Raw genomic sequence first — 23196 nt, forward strand, 5'->3', positions numbered from 1 at the left:
GTGCCTACGACCGGCAGCTCGCGCGGGTGGCAGTCAGCCGCGGGGTGTCCGCCGCATCCTCGCCGTCCCGGCCAGCGGGCGGTGTGTTCAAGCTCGGCCAACAGCACACGGAGGTCGTCGCCACCGGTACATCCCGGTGCGCTCAGTCGAGCGCTCGTCCTCGAGGTCGACGACCACCGACTCGCCGTACTGCAGCGTCGTCAGACCACCGGGCAGCGCGGAGCACCACGAACAACTCCCCGACTGCCCGGCCCGCGCCCGCGCCATCCTCGACTGTCCCTCCGGTACTTCTCGCCGCGATCGTGACACCAACGCCGTCGAGGACGTTGGTCTGCAGGAACGCGAAGAAACGTCCATGGCGGCGTTGTCTCCGGCGGCGCGACTCCACCCGTTCAGGCGAACGAGCCTCCACGGGGCACGGCCATCTCGGTCGAGCCTCAGGTACCGCCCCAACGTGCGGCAGAAGCTGTCAACGGCACGCGAATCTTGGCTCTGTCCCAGATTCGGTGATCATCTCTGGGTGCGGTAGGACCTTGGTTCGTGATCTTGGATGATGTAGCTAACGATCTTGTGGTGGCGTTGTTTCCGCACTTCACGGGCGTGCGGGTGGATCGGGTGGCTACCGCTGCGCGATGGGTGCGGTTCGATGTGGCGGGCCGTGATCCCGTAGCGGACTGCCCAGCATGCGGTCGCTCGTCGGATCACAGTCGCTACGAGCGCACGGTCGCCGACCGTGGCCTGGGCGATCGGGAGGTCCTGATCCGGTTGCGGGTTCGACGTTTCCGCTGCCGAAACGACGACTGCGCTCGACGGATCTTCGCTGAGCCGATCGTTGGTCTGACCCAGCGCTATCAACGTCGCAATCCGCCGCTGACGTCGTTGCTGGTCGACGTGGCCTTGGCGTTGGGGGGCCGCGCAGGGGCGCGGTTGACTCGGCGACTGCTCGTCGACGCCTCGCACATGACCTTGCTGCGCCTGCTTCGCGCGCTACCGGTGCCCGATCCCGGGCAGCTGTGCGAAGTCGGAGTGGACGATTTCGCCCTCCGCCGCGGACACCACTACGGCACCGTGCTCGTCGACATGCGCACCCACCGGCCGGTCGATCTGTTGCCGGACCGAACGGCGGACACCGTGGCCGCGTGGTTGGCGCGGCATCCCGGTATCCGTGTCGTCTGTCGTGACCGCGCGGGCGCCTATGCCGACGGAGCCGCTCGTGGTGCGCCCCAAGCGATCCAGGTCGCCGATCGCTGGCATTTGTGGCACAACCTCGGCCAGGCCGCAGAACGCGTCGTGGCCCGCCACCGCGCCGCCATCCAGCCAACCGACCCGACGGCCACACCTGCACCTCCGAGCCGCAGCGAAGGATCGGTCGCACCGCCCGGGTCGAGGCCACCGGCACCAGCCGACCGCCAGGACCGCACCGCGCAACGCACCCGGGACCGCTTCCGCCAAGTGCACGACCTGCTCGAACAAGGCACCGGCCTTCGCGGCATCGCCACGAAACTGCGGCTCTCACGGGGAACCGTGCGCCGATTCGCCCGCGCCGAGACCGCCGAGCAACTGCTGGTCAACAACGGCACCGGATACCGCACCAGCATGCTCGAACCGCACAAGCCTTACCTGCACATGCGCTGGGAAGCCGGAGCCACCAACGCCACGCACCTGCACGCCGAGCTCACCGCACGCGGCTACACCGGCGGCTTCACCATCGTCCGCGACTACATCCACCGGCTGCGCAACACACCCGGCCATGTCCGCCCGCCCGCGCCGACCCCGCCAACCGTTCGCAAGGTCACCACATGGTTGATGACCGACCCGCCACCCTTGATCCTGACACTCGCGATGACCTGGACGCGATCCTCGATCGCAGTCCTCAACTCGCCGCCCTCGCCGACCACGTCCGCCGGTTCGCCCACATGATCTGCCACCTTGCAGGCGCCGACCTACCGGCATGGATCAGCACCGCCAAGCAGACCGCGATCAAGGAACTGCGCTCGTTCGTCAGCGGACTCGAGCGCGACCTCGACGCCGTGACCGCCGGACTCACCCAGCCTTGGAGCTCAGGCGCCGTCGAAGGCCAGGTCAACCGTATCAAGATGCTCAAACGCCAGATGTTCGGCCGCGCAAACCTCGACCTGCTCCGCATCCGCGTTCTGCATCCCAACTGACCACGATCACCGAATCTGGGACAGAGCCTGAAAGCTGACCCCCTACCGACGGGTGGAAACGGACCCCCGTTGACAGTAGGGAGTGCTGAACGTGGAGGACTGGGCGGAGATCCGTCGTCTTCACCGGGCCGAGGGTGTGTCGATCAAGGCGATCGCTCGTCGGTTGGGAGTCGGGCGGAACACGGTGCGGCGGGCGTTGGCCCCTCGGCCGGGCCGCCGCAGTATCGGCGGCCGGCGAAGGGGTCGATCGTCGATGCTGTGGAACCGCGGATCCGCGAGCTGCTGGCGGAGTGGCCGACGATGCCCGCGACGGTGATTGCCGAGCGGATCGGGTGGGCTCGGTCGATGACGGTGCTCAAGGACCGGGTGCGGGAGCTGCGACCGTTGTTCGCTCCGCCGGATCCGGCTGGCCGGGTCGACTATCAGCCCGGTGAGCTGGCTCAATGCGACCTGTGGTTTCCGCCGGTCGACGTTGCGTTGGGAGCCGGGCAAGTGGGGCGGCCGCCGGTGCTGGTGATGGTGTCGGGCTATTCGCGGGTGATCACGGCGGTGATGTTGCCGTCGCGGCAGTCGCCGGATCTGTTGGCCGGGCACTGGCAGCTGATCTCCGGCTGGGGTCGAGTCCCTCCAGGTTGGTTTGGGACAACGAGACCGCGGTCGGGCAGTGGCGGGGCGGTCGCCCGCAGCTGACCGAGGCGATGAACGCCTTCCGCGGAACCCTGGCGATCAAGATCGTCCAGTGCAAGCCGGGCGATCCGGAGTCGAAGGGCCTGGTCGAGCGGGCCAACGGCTATCTGGAGACCTCGTTCCTGCCAGGCCGCTCGTTCACCAGCCCGGCCGACTTCAACACTCAGCTCATCGACTTATGCTGCGCACCTCGCGAGCGCAGTCGAGGATGCCGGGAATGTGCACCAACTTCAAACCACGATCGAACAACTTCGAGACGAAGTTTCGAGGGCGATCTCCAACCTCGAACGAGCCTCAGCCTCCGCGTCGCAGTCCCTCTATCGAGCCCAAAGCGACCTCACCGAAGAGGTTACTGCGTTCACGACGGCAGCATCCGAGGTCCGCCACGCCAACGCCGCTGGGCCAGCGACCGTCAAACGATCAAACCGCGACGAGAAGTGGACCTACTTCAAGTACGGGCTCATCACCGCCGTGGCCATTGGTGCTGCGATCTGCATCCTCGTCCTGGTGTTGATCAACAGAAACGCAGCCGAGAACTCGCAAAGCGCACCCGCCCTGACGACCCCGATGATGAGCGGGCAGGTCGTCCACGAACCATCAGATACTACCGACTGATTGGGCCGTGATGCGGTCGCGCAGGCAGCACGCCCCAACGCCTCTCTTGCGCTCGTCGGACCTGGATCTGGCGGTTGAGGGATTCCTAGGGTGTAGATCATGGCCGTCTGTCGGGCCCGCGGAGGTCCAGGCGCATCGGGTGGCTGCTCAGCTGGTCGGAGGTGCCATCTGCTGAGGTCTGCGACGAACCTGTCGAGCCGGGCCGGGCTGACCTGGGACTTTCGCCCCATGGTCAAGGACCAGCGTCACTGCTCATGGTCGGCGGCGGCTAACCCCGGTCCTCCGTATCCGGCTCGGCCTGGCCCTCTTCTGCGTGACGCATGCCGAGTTGGTCGGCGAGCTGTAGCAGCTCGCGAGTCTGGGCCTCATAACCGGGCTTGTCGAGGTTCGCGAACGGGTTGCTCCCGGCCGAGGGAAGGTGAAGCCGGTAGCCGTCGTTGTTCCACTTGGTCCCAGCATGGCCGCGGCGCATCCCGTCCAGCACCTGTTCGGAGAAGTCGGACGAGTCGCCGAGGGACGGGTTGCCGAGCGCGGCGCGCATCTGCTCGATACTCTCCTCGGATGCTGGCGGCACGTCGCGGGCCATCTCCGCTTGCTGCTTGGCTTCGATGTGCTCACCCAGCCGAATCTGCCACCCGATCTGGTGAACATGGCTGATCACCTCGGGCAGCGACGCCTCGTCCGACGCATCCGCCGGGGTGAGCACCCCGTCCTGCTCGGTGACGTCGACGTAGAAGCCGCGCTGCTTGAGCACGTTGTGTCGACGTGTCCAGTCCTCGATATCGCCCAGCCAGGCGCTGTTCACCTCCGGGTCCGAGGGCTCCGTCCCGAACCAGTACTGCTCCTGCACGAGGAAGTCGTGGACCAACGTGAGCTTGGCCTGGTGGTCAGCCCAGAGTTTCCTCAACGCCGGGTCGACGAATGGCTCGCCTTCGGGTGCGTAGGCGATCTCGACACGCCGCCGATGGATGGCGATGGCCTTACCGGACTCCTCCATGCCGAGGATTGCCAGGGACCGCGCCAAGCCGACGTGGCCCAGGTCAAGGACTGCGACCGCCGACATGAGAAGTCGGTCCGCGTTCGCCAACAGCTCGTCTTGCAGTCGCACCACCTGGGCGGGTGTCAACGGCGGCAGCGTGTTCTTCCCGGGCATGGCCACAGTTTGCACGAAGCCACCGACCATCCTGGTCACGCCGCCTGCGTTCACGGCCGTCTCGGGGTCACCGACGCCAAGCACCGAGAGAAGGCCGCCGCCCGGCTCAGCGCCGACCTCGCCGAAGTCCCGACCGACCACAGCCAGCAGCCCGCGTTCAACTCGCCTCACTGGGCTACCTGCACCCCTTGCCGACAGCGACCTCGAACGGCACCGACATCGACAACCACGCCCTCGACACCACCTGCAAGTCAACTCCACTCACCTGCTCGACGCCCCCTCGAACCCCTCCAAGCCGAGGCCACTCCTCCCGGGTGTGGGTGTTCAGGTTGTCTCGGGTTCAGCCGCGTAATCGCGCTGTGACGACCTCCTCGTCCGGTACTCGCTATCGGGTTCCTCGACGAACGCTGACGCCGGTCGACGGCGATCTACCGGATAACCCGAAGTGGGCCCGACGAGCATTCAATTCGGACCGGACGCTTCATCCCGTTCAGCCCACCCGCGCTCGCACCTGCGATCACATCGACCACGACCCGGCGCGGCTCGTCACCGCTGTGGCACAGGTCCCGCCAGCGCCGCGCCAGCTCCTCGTCGTACGGTTGGGACGGTGACGCGCTGTTCGAACCGGACGCGCGCCGGACCAGGTCCAGTTCGTGGGGCACCCCACCCATCCAGACCGCCAGGCTGACCCCGCCGTTCAGGACCAGCGCGACCCTGTCCTCGTGCTCGGTCATCGGTTCCTCCTGACGCGACACCCCTCACCGGATACATCGCGGGCACGCGTCGCCAACGCTGCAACAGCACGCGAATGTCACCTGGTCGGGTGACGCCTCGTACCGAATGATCAGACTTTTGCCGGATTCCGTCAAAGTCCGCTAGAGATCAAGACGAAAATCTTCTATTTTCTGTCGAATAACAAGTTCTGCGGCCGTGCCACTATCGCGCGCAATCAACATTTGACGAACGTCAGAGTCGTCAAGGACAACAATTAGCTTGTTGTATAGGACCCATTGCTCTCGCATGGTCCACCGAGCACCCACGCTGGCCCCGACCCGCGTAATTATCAGTCCGAACAGGCCAGCTCCACGATCGGTCAAATAGTTAGCAATTTGCAACACTTCCGACTTCTTGATCGCAGCCGCGTAATTCTTCGCGTCCGCGATAACAAAGTCTGCACGATAATGGCTGCGCATGAACTCCCAGAAGCCGTCCGTGGCGTAGTTGGCCATCACAATATCACGGCGATTAACTTTGGACGCCGTAGACACTTCGGTCCTTGGATTCTCCAATCCAGGACAGAACAGATAGGCCAATATCTCCTCACACAGCTTTTGATAAGCTACCCAACCTGTTGCGCTCTGCTTCTTCCCGGCAGGCAATGCGTCCAATCTTTGAATCAGTTTCTTGCCTACTAGGTCGGCGTGGTCATCTGCAAAATCCACTGACTCGGGAAGTTGGACACCAAGGCGACGAGCAGTGCGCGTCAGGATTCGACCGTCCAGAACCTGGACATTGTCCTTCTGTAGTACGGCGAGTCGATCGGGCGCGACGACTCCTGGCACCGCGAGGACCATGCGAGATCCAGGGATAAGCTGGCCAATCTCTCGCATTCGAGAGCCGATTTGTCGGGCGCGATTTGAGGTACTTGGAGTATCCAGCTTAACTTCGACTAGGATTTCCTGGCCTTCACTTGAAATTTGGAAATCGAATCCACCGTCCGCTACATCCGACCGAACCTCGCCGGTTACCCCGAGAGCCTCAAGCACCACTTTCCCTACAAATTCTTCAAACTCAAAAGCTGCTTTCGCGCGTTGCGAGAAGGGTACTCGTTCACGATGATCCACCTGCGCGCCTCCGGTCGACGAGGTCATGTGATCGAACCATCGGTCCCGGACACTAGATCATTACTGGTTGCCTCGCCTTCGAGCTCTGCGCACTACGGTGCTGCACCTGGGACACCACGGGACGGACAGACACGACACGGCGGACGGGTCGACAGTGAGACCACTTCCCGTCGCCTCGGGTCATGCTCATGGGACACCCAGGCCACGTGGGGCATGCCTGACCCGACCTGTCCCTCCTGGTCAGGGCATTCGTGCCTGTCCCAGTCCGGCAACCAGATCCAATTGGTCAGGACAGGTTCAACGTTGTGGTTAGTGTGCAACTCGGTCCTCGGACACATAACTGCCCCACGGGTGCATTCTGAATCTATCAGGTGCGGTCCGTGGGGCTTGGTGTTTCGGCGTTCTTCGGCTCGATGATGGTGCCGTTCACGGAGTGACGGATGACCATTCCGGTACGACGCAGGTAGTCCTCCACGCCTGACTTCGGGATGCCATCGCCGGGGTGCGCGAGCTGGGCTGTGATGGTCTCCAGGAGATGGTCCTCGCGCACGTACACCGGTTTCGGCACGTCGGTGCTTGGGATGTGCGCGCTGGTGCGGCCGTGGCGGCAGCGGTAGCCGGGTCGTCCGTGCACCCAGTGCGAGTTCCATCCGTCGTTCGCACAGCCCGCAGCGCACCAGCCCGGACAGCCGATACCTGCGCGTACGACCGCACTGATCAACCCTCGCCACCTGCACCGCCTGCGCCGCAACGAAATCCGCCTCCGCGATCAGCGGCTCGTGCGCCAACCGCTCCGAGACCGCCCACTCCCCCACCGGCCTCCGCACCGACGGCCGCCGACCACTCGCGGTCCGGTGGCCGCGGTCGGCAGCGGTCCGGCTCCACACCTGCCGGCCCGTGTAGCGCGGGTTCTCCAAGATCTCGATCACCGACCGCAACAACCACCGCAGCTTGGTGCGATGCCGATTGCGGCCGGGGTCCACCGCCGACGGACACGCGACACCCCGCTCGTTCAACGCCCGCGCGATCCCCGCGGCGCTCTTCCCCGCAATCCGCTGGGCGAAGATCCACCGCACCGTCTCCGCGGTAGCCGGATCCGGCTCCAGACGCTGCAGACGGCGCCCCACCCGGCATGGCGCCGGTTAGGATGCGGCCCCGCGTCCACCAGCCGATACCCAAAGGGCGGCCGCCCACCGAGGTAGCGACCCTGCTCCACCACCTGCCGACGCATCGCGATCATCGCCCGATGCCGCGCACGCAACACCTCACGCCGCGGCTGCGCACCCAGCAGCTTCACCAACGCCTCATGCCACACACTGCCCCGCTCCACCGGCCCCTCCGCCTCCGGCAACCACAACTGCACCCCCGCCTCATCCAGCACCTCCAACACCGCATCCAACTGACCAGCGTCAAACGCCCGCTCGAACTCACCCACCACCACCGCATCGAACTCCCGGTCCGGACTCATCACCGCCGCCAGCAACGCCGACCCAGCCGGACGCTCCGGCCACGGCACCTGCCGCGACACACCGACGTCGAAAACTCCACCACGATCCGCCCATGCCCCTCAACCAGACGCGACGCCACCTCCCGCTGCCACGCCCGCGTCGTCGCCGGATCCTGAAACCCCTCCGTTGACGCCCGACCGAACAACGCGAACCGCAGCCCACCCCCACCCGGTCCATCTCGGCCACCGACCGCACGACAACCACCGATCCAACGACCCACCCGAGCCCGACATCCCTCGGCCACCTCCACTCGACGGTCCTGCCGAACCGACAAGTCCCGACCAAGCCCATGACGGAACCACCGCAACGATCACCCAAGTGGCCCAACACGCAGCAGCAGGAGCCATCCGAGGGATCTAGCGACGATTGATACCGACGCCCAGGGTCCGCACGCAGTCAGCGAGACTGCAGGCGATGCGACGGTCGAGTTGCCGGGCCAGGTCGAGACCGAGCTGGCGTTGCGGTCCGGCCATGCGTGGCAGAGGAACAGGTCACGGTCGCGCTCGACGGGGTCTGCGCGCACGGCCTCGAAGGTGTCATCGAGCATCTGCTGCTCGGCCAGGGGAGCACACGGTGGTCCTCGTCGTGGTGCTGGGCAGGCGCCGATAGTGCTGGATCGGCAGTGATCTGCGGACGCAGTCAGGCGACACCGATGACGGCCGCCGCCTTCCTACGGAGAGCCTGCGGTGGTCGACCAAGGGTTACCGGCTCTGGCGCGACGGCGGCTTCGCCATCGGTGCCCTCCTGGCGGGCATCGTCGCCAACCTACGGGGCCTGCGCGTCCCGGTCTGGGTCGTCGCCGCGCTCACCGCCGCCTCCGGAATCGTGGTCGCCATCCGGATGTACGAGACGCACCCGCGCACTGCTCGCACCCCCGGTCGAAGAGAACGCCCGATGACCGCGCCACCCGCTCTCGCCGAGCGACCCCACTACCTCGACACAAAGCCACCACGCCTCTTGATCCCACCGTCAACGAGGCGATGCAGTGCCATCTACGAGCATCGCATGCGGCAATCCCAAGCGATTCGCGAGTATCGCTCAGCTCACGACACGTGACCGCTTACGCGCAAAGACCGCAAATCCTCGGCCCTCGGTGACACTCTGGACTCGGACATGCCCTGGTTAGGGCCATGTCGGACGAGACCGGACGTTTGGAGGTCACGTGCAGGTGAGGACGTCCCGCGTCTGGGCGATCGAAGACAAGGTCGAGGGGAACCACGTTAGGCAGTTGCTGGTTCCTGCTGGCCCCCTCACCGTGCAGGAGGACTCGAGCGGAATCCGGGTGTCGAACTCCTTCGGCAGTTGGCCTGCACAGCGGGTGTCACAACCCGAACCCGACGCCGCCCTAGCCGCGACCATCCCGCTCATGGCTTCGAGCGGCTCCAGAGTTCAGTGGTCCGGGAGTCGAAAACTATGGAAGCCGGAAGACATCACTCGATCGTACGCAGGCACTCTCGGCTTCCGCGACCACACCGAGGAGAACAGCCTCCGACGTCCTCAGGTCGGCGCGCTGCATTCAGTCCTCGGGCATTGGGCGTCCGGGGTCAGCGACCCGGGAATCGTCGTCATGCCAACGGGCACTGGCAAGACCGAAACCATGCTGGCCTTGATGGTGGCGGCCCGGCCTCGCCGCGTCCTGGTGCTGGTGCCCACCATGGCCCTACGGGACCAGGTCTCAGACAAGTTCGAGAGCCTGGGTGTTCTGCAGGAACTGCAGATCGTCGGTCCGTCGGCCCAGCGGCCGGTGGTCGGCAGACTTGAGCACGGCATCTCCGACCCCGTGAACGCCCGCCGCTTCGCGGAAGCCTGCAATGTCGTGGTGGCAACCCCATACGCGGTGGATGCCTGCACCCAGGACGCGCGGGCGGCACTACTGGCGAGCTTCTCACACCTCATGGTCGACGAGGCTCACCATGCACCGGCACCGAGGTGGACCAGTGTCATCGAGGCTTTCGCCGACCGGAAAGTGCTGCTGTTCACCGCCACCCCCTTCCGCGAGGACGGCAGGCCGGTGCCTGGACGGTTGATCTTCCGGTTCCCCCTTCGGGAGGCCCAGGGCGATGGGTACTTCACCCAGATCGACTACAAGGCCGTGTTCGGGGTCGAGGGCACCGACGTCGCGGTCGCCCGGCAAGCCGTTGCCCGATTGCGGTCAGACCTCGAGGCTGGTTACGACCACGTACTGATGGCCCGAGGAAAGTCGGTCGCCCGGGCCAAAGACCTGCTGGCCCTGTACCAAGACGAAGCCAGCGATCTAGGGCCGTCGATCTTGTACGACAGCCTGGCGCCCAAAGCTCGCAAGGCCGTCTTCGCCGCCCTCAACACCCGGCAGTGTCGCATCGTGGTGTGCGTCGACATGCTGGGCGAGGGGTTCGACCTACCCTCGCTGAAAGTCGCAGCCCTGCACGACGTGAAGAAGAGCCTCGGCCCGATGATTCAACTCGTCGGTAGGTTCACCCGTTCCCGGTCCGCGACCTCGAACATCGGGACGGCAAGTGTCTTCGTCGCCCGGGATCCCGCCGCGGCGCTGTCACCGCTGCGGGATCTCCTCCGTGAAGACGCGGACTGGAACCTGCTGTTGCGGGACATCACCGAGCGTGTGGCGCGCGAAGCTGAGGACAACAAGCAGTTCGACGCCTCGTTCTCTGACGGACCCGATGAGGTCTCGACCGCATCGCTGCGCCCGAAGATGAGCGCCATCGCCTACCGATCCCCGCTCCCCGCCTGGGAACCCGAGAAGGCCCGCGAGGTGTACGGCGGCCTGCTGCTCGACGACACCGTCGCCCTGGGCGGAGAGGGCGCGCTCGCCTGGTTCGTCGTCGAGCACCGAGACGACGTCGCGTGGGCCGATCAACGCACCCTGCACTTGGTCGACTACGAGTTGATCGTGCTGTACTTCGACAAACGTACGAGACTGCTCTACATCCACAGCTCGGCGAACAACGGCGACTACGCCGAACTGGCCGAAGCCGTTCTCGGCCCCGGCACGCGCGGTGTCAAGGGAGCGGAAACCTTCCGGGTGCTCGGACGCGTCGACCGGCTGATACCCACCAACGTTGGCCTGCTCGACTCACGCAACCACTTCAACAGGTTCTCCATGCACGTCGGCAGCGACGTGCTCAAGGCGCTCAACGCCGCCGAAACCGAGGGGCAGACCCAAACGCACATTGCAACCTCAGGGTTCGACAACGGGCAACCGATCACGATCAGCGCCGCTCTATCCGGCCGATTCTGGTCCATGAGCACCGCGTCGGACCTGCGCTCGTGGCGTGACTGGTGCGACCGCCAGGGCACACGCCTACTGGACAAGACGATCGACCTCGAAGCGATCTTTGCCGGGTTCATCATCCCCGAAGACATCACGGCTCGCCCCGAGTTCGTCCTCATCGGCGCGGAATGGCCGTGGGAGTACTACGCGGGCAGCGGCGCAGAGCTGCGCCTATCCGTCGATGACAAAGCGTTCACACTGACAGAGGTCGGCATCGCGGTCGACGACTATTCGACCACAGGGCCCTTCCTTATATCCTTCGTCACCCGGAGCTGGCGAGTTCATTATCGAGCCGACTTCACCGAATCCGGACTCCAGTACACCCCGATAGACCGAGACGCCACCGCACGCACAGCGCGCACGACGTTGACCTTGCAGCAATGGATCAACCAACCGAAACACAAACTTACCCTCTTCCTCGAGGGAAACCGCATGCTCACCGCCCAGGACCGGCTCCTCAAGCCACGCAATGACCCGCCGTTTCCACCCGACCGGCTGACGGCTATCGACTGGACCGGAGTCGATCTTCGAGTCGAATCCCAAGGGCCCGAACAGCGACAAGACTCCATTCAGGCCCGCGTAGCCACACATCTAAGTGCCTGTTCCTGAGCTAGTGGGTGAGTCGGCGGGTGTGGATGCGGATCATGGCCCATTGGACGAATGTGGCGTGGTGGGTGGGGTGTCGTTCGTAGTCTCGGGCGCATCTGCGGTGTCTGGTGATCCAGGCGAGGGTGCGTTCGACCACCCAACGCCGTGGTAGGACGGTGAAGGTGTGCGTGTGCAGGCGTTGAACGATCTGCATGCGAAGGCCGAGTTGGTGGGCGTCGTTGATGGGGTGGCCGGTGTAGCCGCCGTCGGCCCACACGTGCTTGAGCCGTGTGCCGGTGGCGCGCAGGAGTCGGAGCAGGCGTGGTGCGGCGGCGCGGTCCTGGGTCGAGGCCGGTGTCACCAGGATGGCGAGCAGCAGGCCAAGGGTGTCGACGGCGATGTGGCGTTTGCGTCCGTTGACCTTCTTGCCGGCGTCCCAGCCGCGAGAACGTCTGCGGACGGTCTCGGCCGCGCGGATGGATTGGGAATCGATGATCGCCGCCGACGGGGCCGCGACACGCCCCGCCGCTTGGCGGACTCGGTCGTTGACCGCGCCCATCACCCGTGTGACTGCCCCGGACCTTGCCCACGCCTGGAACCGTTTGAACACCGTCGACCAGGGCGGGAAGTCCGCCGGGAGCGCCCGCCACTTGATGCCGTTGTCGGTGACATAGAAGATCGCGTCCACCACCAGGCGGCGGCAGTGTTTCTCCCACCTCCCGCCACGACCCAGAGTGCAGCCCGGGTCGGGCAGCAGCGGATCGATCACCGCCCATTGCGCGTCGGTCGTGTCCGACGGATACCGGCGGGCACGAGCTGCGGGTTGGTGGGTGGCTGAGAACCGACAACACGACCCCGCCACGGACACGGCGTTGCTGGTGGTGCACGATAACAACGGAACTCCTGGTGGACCGGACGCCTAGACAACGACCGATCTACCAGGAGTTCTCTACGTCCAGGGTCAAGACACGCCGCACATGATCAGCTCAGGAACAGGCACTAAGGAAAGCCACCGCATACGACGTCCTCGTCAACGACGACGGCTCCTACGAAGCTGCTGACCTTGTGGGTCTGAAGGTCGTCGACGACTCGACCCTGCACGTCACGCTCGTCCACTGCAAATACTCCGCTGGCACGTCGCCAGGACGACGAGTGGAAGACCTCTACGAGGTATGCGGCCAGGCCGTCCGCGGCGCGAAGTGGAGCCGCAACGGCGCACAACCCCTACTGCAGCACCTTGACAAACGGGCACAACGCTACTACGCCCGAACCCAGCGATCCCCGTACCTTATAGGTGACATGAAAGCGCTATACGACATTATGACGATCGCACCCCAACTGCGCGTTCGATTTCTGACAATTGTGGCACAACCTGGACTACGAGCATCCGGGGCGAGCGAAGCCCAGCTTCGGCTACTTGCTGGCGCAGATTCCTACGTACGCACAGCCACCGGAGGCGAGTTCGAGGTGCTTTGCAGTCCATGATCGCGTGCTCCGTCTTTTGCGGACAAGTGCACGCAACACTGCCTTCCGTTCGATCCTGTCCGAGTGCCCACCGCATCAAGGGTGCGTTGACGCTCCCACCCGACATTCACGCGATAGTGTGACGGTTGCCACAGCACGCCATCCTTCGTCCTCGATCCGCCCATCCGCACGCGACGAACCATCTATGCTCAATGCCCCAGGACGCCGGGTACCGGGAGATGAATCTTGCCGAATGACAAAGAGGAGTTCCAGGCTCACGTGGACGGCTTGGAGGAGATCGCCAACCGATTCCTGCCAGCAGTCGCAGAGTGCTTGCGTCACCCGATCGGGGTGATCACCGCCCACGAAGGTCTCGAGGCGTCGGGACATTTTTCTCTCGCGGACAGCCTGCAGCAGACATATGCCCACTTCACCGACGTCATCGGCGGCAGGCAGAGAATCGGCGCGGATCGCGTCGACGAAACGGCGCACACGTTGCGCGAGATCATCGGCCTGTACCGCAGGGCTGACGGCCAAGTCTGACCTAGAGGAGCAGTCTTGGGCACGTGGCGAAGCGATGACGAGATGCGTGACATCGCGTGCCGTCTCGCGGACAAGATCATCGAGATGTACACCGACGCGGGCGAGTGGGTACCGAGTTGGGGCGGCCCGTCCGGGAACCCCAGGCAGACGTACACAGACAGCTTGGTCCTCGATGCCGAGGACTTCATGGCGCTGGATCCACAGAAGATCAATGACGAGTACTTCCGAATCCAACGCGCGGCCCGCGATACTGGCGAGGATGGTGAAGCTAAGGGCTACCTGGAGGTGGCGGGAGCTCGACTGGCGGCCAACTGGCACGGAGCGGCCGCGACGGCGTTCGCCTTGCAGATGTCCCACATCGACACCTTCATGACGCAGCAACAAGACCGCCTCCTCTTGGCCGTGCAATCCATGGGTGCGCTCTACAAGCTGGTTATCGACGTTCGCGACAGCTATTACGAACTCGCCGATGCAACCATTGCCGCATGCGACCTCGAGATGGGCAAGCAAGCGACTCGCGAAGCCAAGGGCGAGATCGTCATCGGCGCTGAGATCGCCTCAGCTGCCGTTCAACTGTTCTCCGCCAGCAATCTACGCGACCTACTCACGGCCGGAGTCGAGAAGTTTATTTCCATCTCCAAAGAAAGCGCTAACATTTATCTGGAGGGCAGCGAAGCAGGCGAGGTCGTCAACAACTACATCCGTGAGCGAGATGAGTTGAGACGTTCCTGGGAGAGCGGACTCATAGTCATTCGGGACTGGATCAGCAATCAGGAATCTCAGCTCGCAGGCGACAGCATCCCCTTGCTCGAGCCACTCCCGCCCAACGTTGATATCGACAGTCCGGATTTCAGCTACGAGCACTTCGCCAACACCAATTACAGTGTCGACATCTTTTCTCCCAAGGTGAAGCAGAAACGCGAGGAGATGGCGTTCGAAGAAGAACCGAGCGGAATCATTGCGGACCGCCTGGACCCAGCATGACAGCCCGCCTCGCTGCCTGTGCATTGGCTTTGTTCATCGCAGGATGCACGACCTCCGACACGACCGCCCCTCCGCCTACGATCACCGAGTCGACCACTCCACCCTCGATACCGATCGCAGGCGACGTCGCACAGTTCCTCGATCGCGCATGCGAGTTGCTCCCCGCGGAGCAAGCAACCGAGTTCGGGCTGTCCGGCGCACCGGTCCAAACGCGGTCTGGCGACCGTGGGCTCTGCATCTGGGAAGGCGACATTCGGCTCGGCGTCCAAGTACGCCCGACCGGCGACCCGTTGGCGGATGCGTACCGCCGTAGGAACACCTGGCAGGTGTTCACCCCGACCGCCATCGTCGGTCAGCCGGCCGCGATCATCACAACCAGCGAGCCCGGAACCGGATGCGTCATCGTCGTCGGAACCGCTCCGGGCCAAGGCCTCGACCTGGACCTGTCCACCACCAGAATCGACGCTGGATGGTGCCTGCATCTCGAGCGCATCGCCGAAGCAATGATCAAGCAGCTACGCCGATAACCACAGTCGAGCGCGGTGTAGAGAGTCGACGCCTGCCGATGGCAGACAAGGTGAAGGCTTCGTGGAGCCTCGATCGGGTCTGCTGGCGACGCGCGCCTACGTTCGACGGTTCGCCACTCGGGCTCAGCCGCGATGGAAGTCCACTTTAATCAGCTACACAGCGCCACGCCATAACCCAGCGTGACGGGTGGCATGCGGGCAACGGCCCACGGTTGATCATGGCCGTATAGGCCTGCTAACCTGCGAGTATGACTTACCGTACCGATATCGGTACGGGATTTTGCCCGCGTTTGCGTGTCTGGGAAGCCCTCTCGGACACAACCAGTACGCCCCAGCCCTGGTGGGAGTCGGCATGAGCCTCCACCAGGTTGGCGTGTTTGTCGAATCTGACGTTCAGTCTTAGCAGGCGATACAGCTCGTTCTTGTCGGCTGCATTGAGTGCCGCTGTCAGGCGCTCGACGCTGATGTCAGTTGTCGCCTTCTTTTTGCGCTGCCTGCGCCACCGCCGGGCGCGACCCTGTCTGGACATGCTGTTCGGTTCCATCGGAAGCGGCGGTTCGACGGCGCGCGGGACGAGTAGAGGTGTCGTCGGAGGCGGTAATCGGGTTGTGGGGACCCGGGGGGTCGAGAGGTTCCGGATTCGTTCCGCGAGTGGAGACCTTGGACGCGCTTGAGTAGGGACGCACGTCCCTTACCCGGTTGCTGCCGCCTGGACATGATCGCCTTCGGATGCCCGACGGGGCGGTGCACGCGGCGAACAGGGAGCAGTCATGGACCGTGTCCTGACATCGGAACAGGAAGCAGCGTTGCGCAAGCTGGTTGGGGAGGGCGTTCTGGCCAGTTGACAACACGATGCCGTGCGTGACGCCCTCGCCGAGGAACGGGTCCCGGCAACCGCTAGGCGCAGCGAGATCCTCGCGTACCTCGGTGGCGGCTTGGTCCTTGTGGGCGCGGCGCTGACGGTCGCCACCTCCTGGGCGGACCTGTCGCGCCCGGCGCGCAGCCTTGTGGTGCTGGGGGCGACCGCGGGTCTGCTCCTGGCTGGTCTGCTGGTCAGCCAGCATGGCAGCCGCGCGGGCCACCGCGCCGCGACCGCTCTGTTCGCTCTCGGCGCCGGGGTCGGTGCCCTGGCCGCGGGCACTGTCGCAACCGCCCATGCAGGGATGTGGGCTGCTTCGACCGCCTTGGCCCTGTCGGCTCTGACCTACGCGTACCTGCCATCACTGCCCAGCCTGGGCGTCGCGGGGATCAGCGCGTTCGCCCTGGTCGTCGACCTTGTGCTGGCCGAGGGCAGGGGCGAGGGGCGGGCCGCGGCGGCGGCCCTGGTGGCACTGGGCGTGCTGTGGGGCGCTCTTACCGTGTCCGAACTCGTGCGACCGGTCTGGGCCGGGTACGGGATCGCGGTGGCCACCGCGCTGATCGGCGCCCAACTGGCGATCGATGGGCTCGGCCGGGTCACCTGGGCCTACATCCTCACCGCAGGGATCGCGGTGTTCTGCTCGCTCGCCTACGCCCGCTACCGCCATCCGATCCTGCTCGCGGGCGCGGTCATCGGGACCACCGTCGCCGTACCGCAAGCCCTGTGGGACTGGACCGGCGGCACCGTGGGCGCCGCGGCGAGCGTGCTGGTCGCCGGGGCAGTCCTCCTGCTCTTCGGCACGCTCGGAGTGTGGCGCCGGTCCAGGGGCTCCTATCCGCGACGGAGGCACAGCAGCCGCGTGGGTGGGCGCCGCCAAGCGGAAGGTGACCGCGGTGTGCGGGGCCGCATCCTTGGCCAGAGGCCCGAGAGGGACGCGGAGGCGTCCGCCAGCCCCTAGCCGAACAGGAGCCGCGTTCACCACGCCGGTCAGAGCGAAGCGGTGGGCGCCGTGCTGCTTGCCGTCGCTCCGGCGGCGCCGGGTGCTACCGGCAGGCTGGCGGCCACGGTGGCGCAGGCCGACTTCCCCTACCGGCCGGATGCCTTGGCGCTGTTCAACCGCACCCAGAGCCAGAGTTGGCAGCTCTACAGCGTCAGCAAGGTGCTGCTCTACCTCGCGCCGTTCCTGATCATCGCCGTAGTCGCGTTCCTGGTTCTGCGTCTCGTCGGCGACGCGCTGACGGTCAACGTGAGCAGGCCGCCGCTCGCCTTGGTCCACGGCGTCATCGCGGCCGCCGCCATCACCATGCCCGCCACGCTCGCCTTCGCCGGTTGGGACAAGGACCGGCTGACGCCGCCCCAGGTCGCGGTGCTGGTCGCCGCGATGCTGCTGATCACGCACCTCCCGATGAGCTACTTCGACGGATACGCCCCACGACCGCTGCACTGGACGGCGATCCGGCAGTTCCTGAGTGAGGTCGTGCACGGTCACGTCTTCGTGATCCCCACGAGGTAGTGGGGACCGATCCGGATCGCGATGGCGCGTCAGGCCTCGTGGACGAGTTGGACCCACGGGGTCAGATTCTGAAGCGTCGTGAGCAACACGTTCGGTTCCGTCAGGTACGAGACGCCACCTCAGACGAGGACGTGTTCGCCCTCGCGGGGTACTACGGCGTTCCAGCCGTGGTCTTCGCGCAGGCGTTGCGCGAGGGTGCTGCTGGCGTCGGGTTCGCCGTGCACGACGTAGGCGGTGTGAGGTGGGGGCGCGGCGGTGGCCCACGCGATGAGGTCCTCGGCGTCGGCGTGGGCGCTGAAGCCGTCGAGGACGCGGACTGTCGCGCGGACCGGGACGTAGTAGCCGTGGATCTTGATGAAGCGGGCGCCGTCGGCCAGGAGTCGAGCTCGGGTGCCCGCGGCGGCGAAGCCGACGATGACCACCGTGTTTCGGTTGTCGGGAAGGAGGTGTTTGAGGTGGTGCAGAACGCGTCCGCCGGTGGCCATGCCCGAGGCGGAGACGATGATCGAGGGCACTCGCGGGTGGTTGGCTGTCATCGACTCCTCGACCGTGTGCAGTTCGTGCAGGCGCAGTGGGGCGAAGGGGTCGTCGCCGCGCCAGAGTTCGGGGCGCAGTCGTGGGTCGTGGTCGGCGATCGCCTGGCGGTAGACGCGCAGGGAGGCCAGGGCCATCGGGCTGTCGACCAGGACCGGCAGGTCCGGGATCAGGTCGGCTCGCCGCAGGCGGGCCAGGGCCATCAGCACGACCTCGGTGCGGTCGACGGCGAAGGCGGGGATCAGCACGCTGCCGCCGTGGCGGACGGTGGTGTTGATCGTTTCCGCCAGGTGCTCATCGACACCGGTGTCGTCGTGCGAGCGCAGGCCGTAGGTCGATTCCAGCAGCAGTGCATCGCAGGCGGGGCGGGGGCGAGGCGGGTTGAGCAGGGGGTGGCCTGGCCTGCCGAGGTCTCCGCTGACGACCACGGTCTTGGCGCCGCCTGCGAGGCCCAGGCGCACCCATGCCGAGCCGAGGATGTGCCCTGCGGTGCCGAACTCCGCCTCCACGCCGTCGGCGACGGTGAACGGGGTGTCGAAGTCTACGGGTCGCAGGCAGGCCACCGCCGCGGCGGCGTCGCGCTGGTCGTAGAGAGGGAGGGCGGGGTGGTGCTTGGACCAGCCGCGGGCGTTGGCGTGCGCGGCCTCCTCCATCATGAGGTGGGCGCTGTCGGCGAGCAGGATCTCGGCCAGCCGCGCGGTGTCCGCGGTGGCGTACACCGGCCCGCGCCAGCCCTCGCGGACCAGAACTGGCAGGTAGCCGGTGTGGTCGAGGTGGGCGTGGGTCAGCACGACGGCGTCCAGTTCGGACACGTCCAGCGGCGGGCGCGACCAGTTGCGCTTGCGTAGCGAGGACAGTCCCTGGAACAGGCCGCAGTCGACCAGGACCCGGGCGGTGCCGGAGGAGATCAGGTGCTTGCTGCCGGTGACCGTGCCTACCCCGCCCAGGAAGTCCACCGCGGGTGCGACGTCGGCGTTCATCGGCTGCCCGCCAGGCTGGCGCCGTCGGTGACGCGCACGTCGATGTCCGGTGGTAGGCGCAGGGTGTTGTGGACGGTGCAGTGGTCGACCGCGGCGAGCAGCCCGCAGCGGTGCTTGTCGGTCAGCGGCTGCGGGGTGCGTACCGCGATCTCGACCCGTCCGACGCGCGCCGGGTTCGGCCGCATCGACCAGCGGCACTCGACGGTGACGCCCCGGTCGCACAGGCCCTCGGCGCGCAGGTAGCCCACGGCGTAGTGCGCCGCGCAGGACGCCAGTGCCATCACGCACAGCTCGACGGGGGTGGGGGCGATGTCGTCGCCCGGTTGGTCCACCAGCACCGGGTGGTTGCGCGTGGTGGCCAGGAAGCGGTTGCCATGCAGGTGGGTGACGCTGATCGTCGCCATCGGTCTTCCCTGTCGGGTTCCCACCGCCCGTGCGGTGGTCGTCGGGTTTCGGGTGGCCGAGCACCGCACGGTGGGCGCCCGGCCACCCGGGTTCAGTCGGTCCAGGCCAGGTCGGCGTGGACAGGACCCACCTGCACCGAGGTCACCCCGGGCACGGTGCGGACCAGGGCGGTGACGACCCGGCGCTCGGCCTCATCGGCGAACTCGCCGGTCACCGTCGCCGCGCCGCGGCGCAGGGTGACCGACCAGCGCCTCGTGCTGCCCGCGTAGTCGTCGAGCAGGGACCGCACGTTCGCGGCGACCACGTCTTCGTCGCGCACGAGCACGCGCAGCAGGTCCCGCCGGGCGATCATCCCGACCAGCACGCCCTCCTCCACCACCGGCACACACCGCAGGCGCCCGCGCAGCATGCGGGCCGCGATCGCGGCGGTGTCGTCGGTGGGCGCGGCCACCTCGACCGGCCTGCTCAGCGCCGTGGACACCGGGTCGTCCCGGTGATCGGCGCCCGAGGTGGCGGCCAGGGCGTCGGATTCGCTGAACAGCCCGATCACGCGGCCCGCGTCGTCGACCACGGGCAACGCGGCGAACCCCTTGTCGGTGAGGATGGCGATCGCCTCGCGGATGGTCGTGCCCGCGCCGACACTCACCACGGGCCTGGTCATCACGTCCCGCGCTTTCATCACACCCTCCCTCGTCAGGGTTTGCCGACCTCGACGGCGATGCGCCGGGCCGGGCTCGCCTCGGTGATCGGCACGCGGACTTCCAGGACACCCGCCTCGTAGCTCGCGGTGATCCCGGCCGGGTCGGCGCCCGCGGGCAGGCGGACGGACCGGCCGAAGGAGCCGTAGCGGAACTCCGAGTGGGACTTCTCGTGCCTGCTGTCCGAGCGCTCGGCCGTGACGGTCAGCAGGTTCCCGTCGACGCTGACATCGATGTCCTGGGCGGGGTCGACGCCGGGGAGCTCGGCGCGCAGGACGTACTGGCCGTCCTCCTGGTAGTCCTCGACCCTGACGACGTGGCGCCCGGCGAAGGGGAAGCCCTCCTCCAGGACGCGGAACAGGTCGGCGATCGCGGTGTTGCGGGGGATCAGGCTGGTCATCGTCTCTCCTTTCGCGAACCTGGCTTCAGCCCACCACGCCGAGAGCGGCTCGCGACAGCGACCAAAGCCCCGACCTCCGGGGGACCAAAGCGCGAAGTGGTCCTCGGCTGCCGACGGTCCCGACGCGGGTGCGACGGAAGTCCCTGTCCGCCTGCCCTGCCCGCACTCCAGTCTCGAGTTGTCAGTCCACGCTCCACAGGAGACACCATGAGCCACGCGACAACCGACCGGACCGCCCCTATCGTGACCGTTCGCGGCGTGTTGGGCCTGGGCATCGGCGAGTACGCCGAAGCGAAGGTCAACGCCGCGCTCGAGCACGCGCACGGACCGGTGCACAGGGTTCGGATCACGATCACCCGGTTGCCCGACCCCGCGGTCGCCGAGGCGGTGGAGGCGACGTCGCACGTCGACGTCGACGGCACGGTGCTGCACACCCACGCCCGCGCCGACACCGCCCGGACCGCCGTGGACCGCCTCACCCACCGCCTGGCGCGCCAGCTCCGCACCCACTCCCGGCGCCGGCGCGGTCACCGCGTGACCACGGTCCACGACGGGCCCGCTCCTGGCCGGACGGTGGTGTCGCATCCGACCTACAGCGCCGACCGCTGTTCGGTGGAGGACGCCATCGCCGACATGGAGGCCCTGGACTACGCGTTCCACCTGTTCACCCACACATCCGGTGAGGACTGCCTGCTCCGCCGCACGACGGAGGGCTACCTCCTCTCCGCCGCGCACGGCACTCCGCCGTGGATCGGCCCCGACCTGCCCGTGTGGCCGTCGGACCAGAGCGCCGCACGGCTCACCGCCCGGCAGGCGCAGGCGCGCCTCGACCTGTCCGCCGAACCCGCGCTGTTCTACCTCGACGACACCGACGGTCGCGGACGCCTGCTGTACCGGAGGGACGATGGCGGCTACGGCCTGGTGACCGCCGCCGACTGACGATCGGCCGACGCCGCGCGGGTCTTCCTGCCCTGGCGGGGTCCGCGCGGCGGTGGTCAGGCTGGTGTGGCGAAAGGGGGCAGGTCATGAGTATCGATGTGCAGCAGCCCAGGATGTACGACCTGGTGGGAACCACGATCATGGTGGCCGGGGGCGCGGGGGGCGCGTTCGAGGCGAACTTCGAGTATCGCGTCCACGAAGGTCACGACGAGGTGACCGGGCACTTCATGGCGGGTGACGGCATCGGCGGCCACGGCCAGTTCCAGATCACCGTCGATGTCGCGGGGGCGGCCTTCACGCTCGACCGGCTGTTCGTGGAGGTCTTCCACACCTCCCCCGACGACGGCGCCGAGCTCGACAAGGTCATCGTCCCGGTCGTGTACGGACCCAAGATCGTCCCCGGCTACCGGGTGTACTCCGAGCACGTCGTCCAGCAGGGCGAGACGCTGTGGGGCATCGCCGCCCAGCACTACGGCAACGGCGCCCTCCACCACCGCCTCGTCGCCGCCAACCCCGGCACCATCACCAACCCCAACATCATCCACCCCGGCGACGTCATCCGCGTGCCGAGACTGATTACGACCGCCCGCGGGATCGCCCGGGACCAAGGTCCTTGATCTTGCGGTCGTTGCTTCCCTATCTCCCGTTCACGCGCGGCCGCAGAGTGAGGACAGCGTCCCACTGAAGGAGATCCCGTGCTGTCCGCAGCCTCCGCGGCCGTTGTCCGCGCCACGTTGCCCGTCGTCCGGGCCGGAGTGGAGCCGACCGCCCTGTGGCGGCGCTGGCGGGTGGCCAAGCGCCTCGACGAGGCGGGCGACACCGTGTCGTTCACTCTGATCCCCGACGGGGACGACGCGATCCCCGACTTCACCCCGGGGCAGTATGTCTCCGTGGCGGTGGATCTGCCCGACGGCCGCCGCCAGCCCCGCCAGTACTCGCTGTCTCAGGGGCTCGGCCGCGGGTCGCTGCGGATCACGGTGCGCCGGGTGCGGGGCACCGCCACGACACCGGACGGCGTGGTGTCCATCCACCTGCACAACCACCTGGCCGAGGACGATTCCCTGCTGGTCGGACCGCCCGCCGGGGAGACCACGCTCGTCCCCGGCACGTCCCCGGTGCTCCTGGTCAGCGCGGGGATCGGCATCACCCCCATGGCGGCGATGCTCGACCACCTCGCCCGCACCCAGCCCCCGCGGCCGGTCGTCGTCGCCCACGCCGACCGCTCCCCCGCCCACCGCGCCCTGCGCGCCGACTGCGCGCACGCCCTCGCGGGCCTGACCCACTCCGACTGCCTGACCTGGTACGAGTCCGGCCAGCACAACGACTCGCGCCCCGGCCGGATGGACCCCGGCGTCCTTCCGCTGACCCCGGACACCACCGCCTACCTGTGCGGGCCGGTGCCGTTCATGCGGGATGTCCGATCGTCCCTGCTGCGCCGCGGGCTCCCCGCCGAGCGCGTCCGCTACGAGGTGTTCGGGCCGGGGATGCTCGACCAGCACACCGGCTGACGGCCCCGGCG

General features: G+C 66.8%; 21 protein-coding genes and 2 pseudogenes. 13 read left to right on the plus strand and 10 right to left on the minus strand.

Features of this window, described 5'->3' with window-relative positions; all coding sequences use genetic code 11:
- Positions 1–540 precede the first annotated feature (540 nt).
- The 4 genes and pseudogenes from Actkin_RS15900 to Actkin_RS15915 all read left to right on the plus strand — a co-directional run bounded on the left by Actkin_RS15900 (position 541) and on the right by Actkin_RS15915 (position 3470).
- On the plus strand, positions 541–1920 hold the full coding sequence (locus tag Actkin_RS15900) for an ISL3 family transposase (protein ID WP_258907798.1): 1380 nt from the start codon (positions 541–543) through the stop codon (positions 1918–1920).
- Positions 1848–2168, plus strand: a complete 321-nt coding sequence (locus tag Actkin_RS15905; RefSeq protein WP_258907939.1) for a transposase — start codon at positions 1848–1850, stop codon at positions 2166–2168. The genes Actkin_RS15900 and Actkin_RS15905 overlap by 73 nt, the downstream gene beginning before the upstream one ends.
- 82 nt (positions 2169–2250) lie before the next feature.
- Positions 2251–3031: pseudogene (gene istA, locus Actkin_RS15910) on the plus strand (IS21 family transposase); the annotation flags it as partial.
- 43 nt (positions 3032–3074) lie between these two features.
- Positions 3075–3470, plus strand: a complete 396-nt coding sequence (locus Actkin_RS15915; protein WP_258908106.1) for a hypothetical protein — start codon at positions 3075–3077, stop codon at positions 3468–3470.
- A 268-nt stretch (positions 3471–3738) separates the two neighbouring features.
- On the opposite strand, the gene Actkin_RS15920 is transcribed toward Actkin_RS15915, so the two are convergent.
- The 5 genes and pseudogenes from Actkin_RS15920 to Actkin_RS32750 form a co-directional block, all read right to left on the minus strand.
- Positions 3739–4794, minus strand: coding sequence for an AbiV family abortive infection protein (locus Actkin_RS15920; RefSeq protein ID WP_258907799.1), 1056 nt, complete (start codon positions 4792–4794; stop codon positions 3739–3741).
- Positions 4795–5051: 257 nt separating this feature from the next.
- Positions 5052–5357, minus strand: a complete 306-nt coding sequence (locus tag Actkin_RS15925) for a hypothetical protein (RefSeq protein WP_258907800.1) — start codon at positions 5355–5357, stop codon at positions 5052–5054.
- A gap of 141 nt (positions 5358–5498) precedes the next feature.
- A complete protein-coding gene (locus Actkin_RS15930; protein WP_258907801.1) occupies positions 5499–6494 on the minus strand; it encodes a hypothetical protein in 996 nt (331 codons plus the stop codon).
- A 340-nt stretch (positions 6495–6834) separates the two neighbouring features.
- Positions 6835–7188, minus strand: a complete 354-nt coding sequence (locus Actkin_RS15935; protein ID WP_258907802.1) for a hypothetical protein — start codon at positions 7186–7188, stop codon at positions 6835–6837.
- Positions 7189–7264: 76 nt separating this feature from the next.
- Positions 7265–7594, minus strand: a pseudogene (locus tag Actkin_RS32750) (recombinase family protein); the annotation flags it as partial.
- Between the two features lie 1543 nt (positions 7595–9137).
- Here Actkin_RS32750 and Actkin_RS15945 point away from each other — a divergent pair.
- Complete coding sequence (locus Actkin_RS15945) at positions 9138–11852, plus strand: DEAD/DEAH box helicase (protein ID WP_258907803.1); 2715 nt, start codon at positions 9138–9140, stop codon at positions 11850–11852.
- A gap of 1 nt (position 11853) precedes the next feature.
- Here Actkin_RS15945 and Actkin_RS15950 read toward each other — a convergent pair whose 3' ends face one another.
- A complete protein-coding gene (locus Actkin_RS15950; RefSeq protein ID WP_258907804.1) occupies positions 11854–12600 on the minus strand; it encodes an IS5 family transposase in 747 nt (248 codons plus the stop codon).
- A gap of 974 nt (positions 12601–13574) precedes the next feature.
- Between Actkin_RS15950 and Actkin_RS15955 the strand changes: the two genes are divergently transcribed.
- From Actkin_RS15955 to Actkin_RS15975, 5 genes are all read left to right on the plus strand, one after another.
- Positions 13575–13838, plus strand: coding sequence for a hypothetical protein (locus Actkin_RS15955; RefSeq protein ID WP_258907805.1), 264 nt, complete (start codon positions 13575–13577; stop codon positions 13836–13838).
- Between the two features lie 42 nt (positions 13839–13880).
- Positions 13881–14822, plus strand: coding sequence for a hypothetical protein (locus Actkin_RS15960; protein ID WP_258907806.1), 942 nt, complete (start codon positions 13881–13883; stop codon positions 14820–14822).
- Positions 14819–15349: a DUF3558 family protein gene (locus tag Actkin_RS15965; RefSeq protein ID WP_258907807.1), complete on the plus strand. Its 531-nt coding sequence runs from the start codon at positions 14819–14821 to the stop codon at positions 15347–15349. The genes Actkin_RS15960 and Actkin_RS15965 overlap by 4 nt, the downstream gene beginning before the upstream one ends.
- 857 nt (positions 15350–16206) lie before the next feature.
- Positions 16207–17166 (plus strand): DUF2157 domain-containing protein, encoded by a 960-nt coding sequence (locus Actkin_RS15970; RefSeq protein ID WP_258907808.1) that lies wholly within the window; start codon positions 16207–16209, stop codon positions 17164–17166.
- Positions 17167–17217: 51 nt separating this feature from the next.
- On the plus strand, positions 17218–17721 hold the full coding sequence (locus Actkin_RS15975) for a hypothetical protein (RefSeq protein ID WP_258907809.1): 504 nt from the start codon (positions 17218–17220) through the stop codon (positions 17719–17721).
- Between the two features lie 119 nt (positions 17722–17840).
- On the opposite strand, the gene Actkin_RS15980 is transcribed toward Actkin_RS15975, so the two are convergent.
- The 4 genes from Actkin_RS15980 to Actkin_RS15995 form a co-directional block, all read right to left on the minus strand.
- Complete coding sequence (locus Actkin_RS15980; RefSeq protein WP_258907810.1) at positions 17841–19235, minus strand: MBL fold metallo-hydrolase RNA specificity domain-containing protein; 1395 nt, start codon at positions 19233–19235, stop codon at positions 17841–17843.
- Positions 19232–19639, minus strand: a complete 408-nt coding sequence (locus Actkin_RS15985; protein ID WP_189210296.1) for an OsmC family protein — start codon at positions 19637–19639, stop codon at positions 19232–19234. Before Actkin_RS15985 ends, Actkin_RS15980 begins: the two co-directional genes overlap by 4 nt.
- A 92-nt stretch (positions 19640–19731) precedes the next feature.
- On the minus strand, positions 19732–20319 hold the full coding sequence (locus Actkin_RS15990; protein ID WP_258907811.1) for a CBS domain-containing protein: 588 nt from the start codon (positions 20317–20319) through the stop codon (positions 19732–19734).
- Between the two features lie 14 nt (positions 20320–20333).
- Positions 20334–20738 carry an Hsp20/alpha crystallin family protein gene (locus Actkin_RS15995; RefSeq protein ID WP_258907812.1) on the minus strand — a complete coding sequence of 135 codons (405 nt, stop codon included), beginning with the start codon at positions 20736–20738 and terminating at the stop codon, positions 20334–20336.
- A gap of 207 nt (positions 20739–20945) precedes the next feature.
- Here Actkin_RS15995 and Actkin_RS16000 point away from each other — a divergent pair, with 207 nt between their 5' ends.
- The 3 genes from Actkin_RS16000 to Actkin_RS16010 all read left to right on the plus strand — a co-directional run bounded on the left by Actkin_RS16000 (position 20946) and on the right by Actkin_RS16010 (position 23185).
- Complete coding sequence (locus tag Actkin_RS16000; protein WP_258907813.1) at positions 20946–21677, plus strand: HPF/RaiA family ribosome-associated protein; 732 nt, start codon at positions 20946–20948, stop codon at positions 21675–21677.
- A gap of 86 nt (positions 21678–21763) precedes the next feature.
- On the plus strand, positions 21764–22294 hold the full coding sequence (locus tag Actkin_RS16005) for a Gmad2 immunoglobulin-like domain-containing protein (protein ID WP_258907814.1): 531 nt from the start codon (positions 21764–21766) through the stop codon (positions 22292–22294).
- 78 nt (positions 22295–22372) lie between these two features.
- Positions 22373–23185: an FAD-binding oxidoreductase gene (locus Actkin_RS16010; RefSeq protein WP_309569138.1), complete on the plus strand. Its 813-nt coding sequence runs from the start codon at positions 22373–22375 to the stop codon at positions 23183–23185.
- Positions 23186–23196 lie beyond the last annotated feature (11 nt).

This window comes from Actinokineospora sp. UTMC 2448 (assembly GCF_024760565.1).
Taxonomy (GTDB): Bacteria; Actinomycetota; Actinomycetes; order Mycobacteriales; family Pseudonocardiaceae; genus Actinokineospora; species Actinokineospora fastidiosa.